1 pseudogene is annotated in these 1,096 nt (G+C 75.8%); it reads right to left on the bottom strand.

The window, feature by feature from the left end:
* Positions 1-1,096: pseudogene (locus VR45_RS13640) on the bottom strand (hypothetical protein); the annotation flags it as partial.

Raw genomic sequence — 1,096 nt, forward strand, 5'->3', positions numbered from 1 at the left:
TCCCAGAGGACGGTGAGGCCGACCACGGCGGCCAGCACCGGCAGGACGGTGCGGCGGTTGCGGCGGCCCAGGGCCAGCAGGAGCAGGCTCGCGGCCAGCATGACCGGGGTGAGCTGGTGGGAGGAGACGATCGCGGCGATCAGGACCAGCAGCAGGGCGAACGGCGCCGCCCGCCAGCCGGCCCGCGAGGACGCGTCGAGGACCGTCCCGAGGGAGCGGGCACCCGCGGGTCCGGCGGGGCGGGAGGGTCCAGCGGGACTCGCGGGTCCAGCGGCCTCGGACCCGCCGTCGCCCTCCGCCTCGGCCCGGGCCTCCCGGCGCCGCACCGCCAGCCGGTGCACGACCAGGGCGATCACGGTGAGGTGGAGCAGGTAGGCGAGGGCCTGCGGGGAGAAGTAGTCCTGGCCCACCCAGGCGGTCGCGTAGTAGAGCCAGATCCCGCCCCAGACCAGCCGCCGGTCGGTGGTGAAGCTCCGGTAGAGCAGCAGCAGCGGTCCGAGCAGCAGGACGTTGGTGATCACGGGGTACCAGGAGGCGTACCCGAGCACGGAGTCCAGGCCGGTGGCGCGCAGGACCAGCGCGTGCAGCTCGAAGAAGCCGGGCCACTGGTTGTAGACGTCCAGCTTGCCCGCGCCCGGCACCGTCCCGCCGTGCCGCAGCACGGCGTCGATGATCGCGACGTGCTTCCAGGCCCAGGCGTAGCGCAGGGTCGGGTAGAGCAGGCCCGGCGTCGCGTGGATCACCAGGATCAGGGCCAGCACATAGGCGCCCGCCCACCGGTGGCGGACCACCGGGGAGCGCAGCACGGCCACGAAGCCGACGGTGAGCAGGACCGGGGCGGCGAACCAGAGCGGGGGCAGGGCCTGCAGCAGACCGAGGTCGCCCATCCGGGAGAGCCTGGCCTTCGGCAGCGCCAGCAGCCAGAGGGCCAGCGCGGTGGGCAGGGCGCCCAGGGCCACCCAGCCGGACGGCCCGGACGGGGCCGCGGCCAGGGCCGCGCGCAGTGCGCGGGCCCGCCGGGCGGGGGCGGGGTGGACGGTGGTTCGGGGGGCCGGTGTCCGCGGGTCGGGTCGGACGTCTGCACGTTCCGGGGCGT

The sequence above is a fragment of the Streptomyces sp. NRRL S-495 genome, assembly GCF_000966955.1.
GTDB classification, from domain to species: Bacteria; Actinomycetota; Actinomycetes; order Streptomycetales; family Streptomycetaceae; genus Kitasatospora; species Kitasatospora purpeofusca.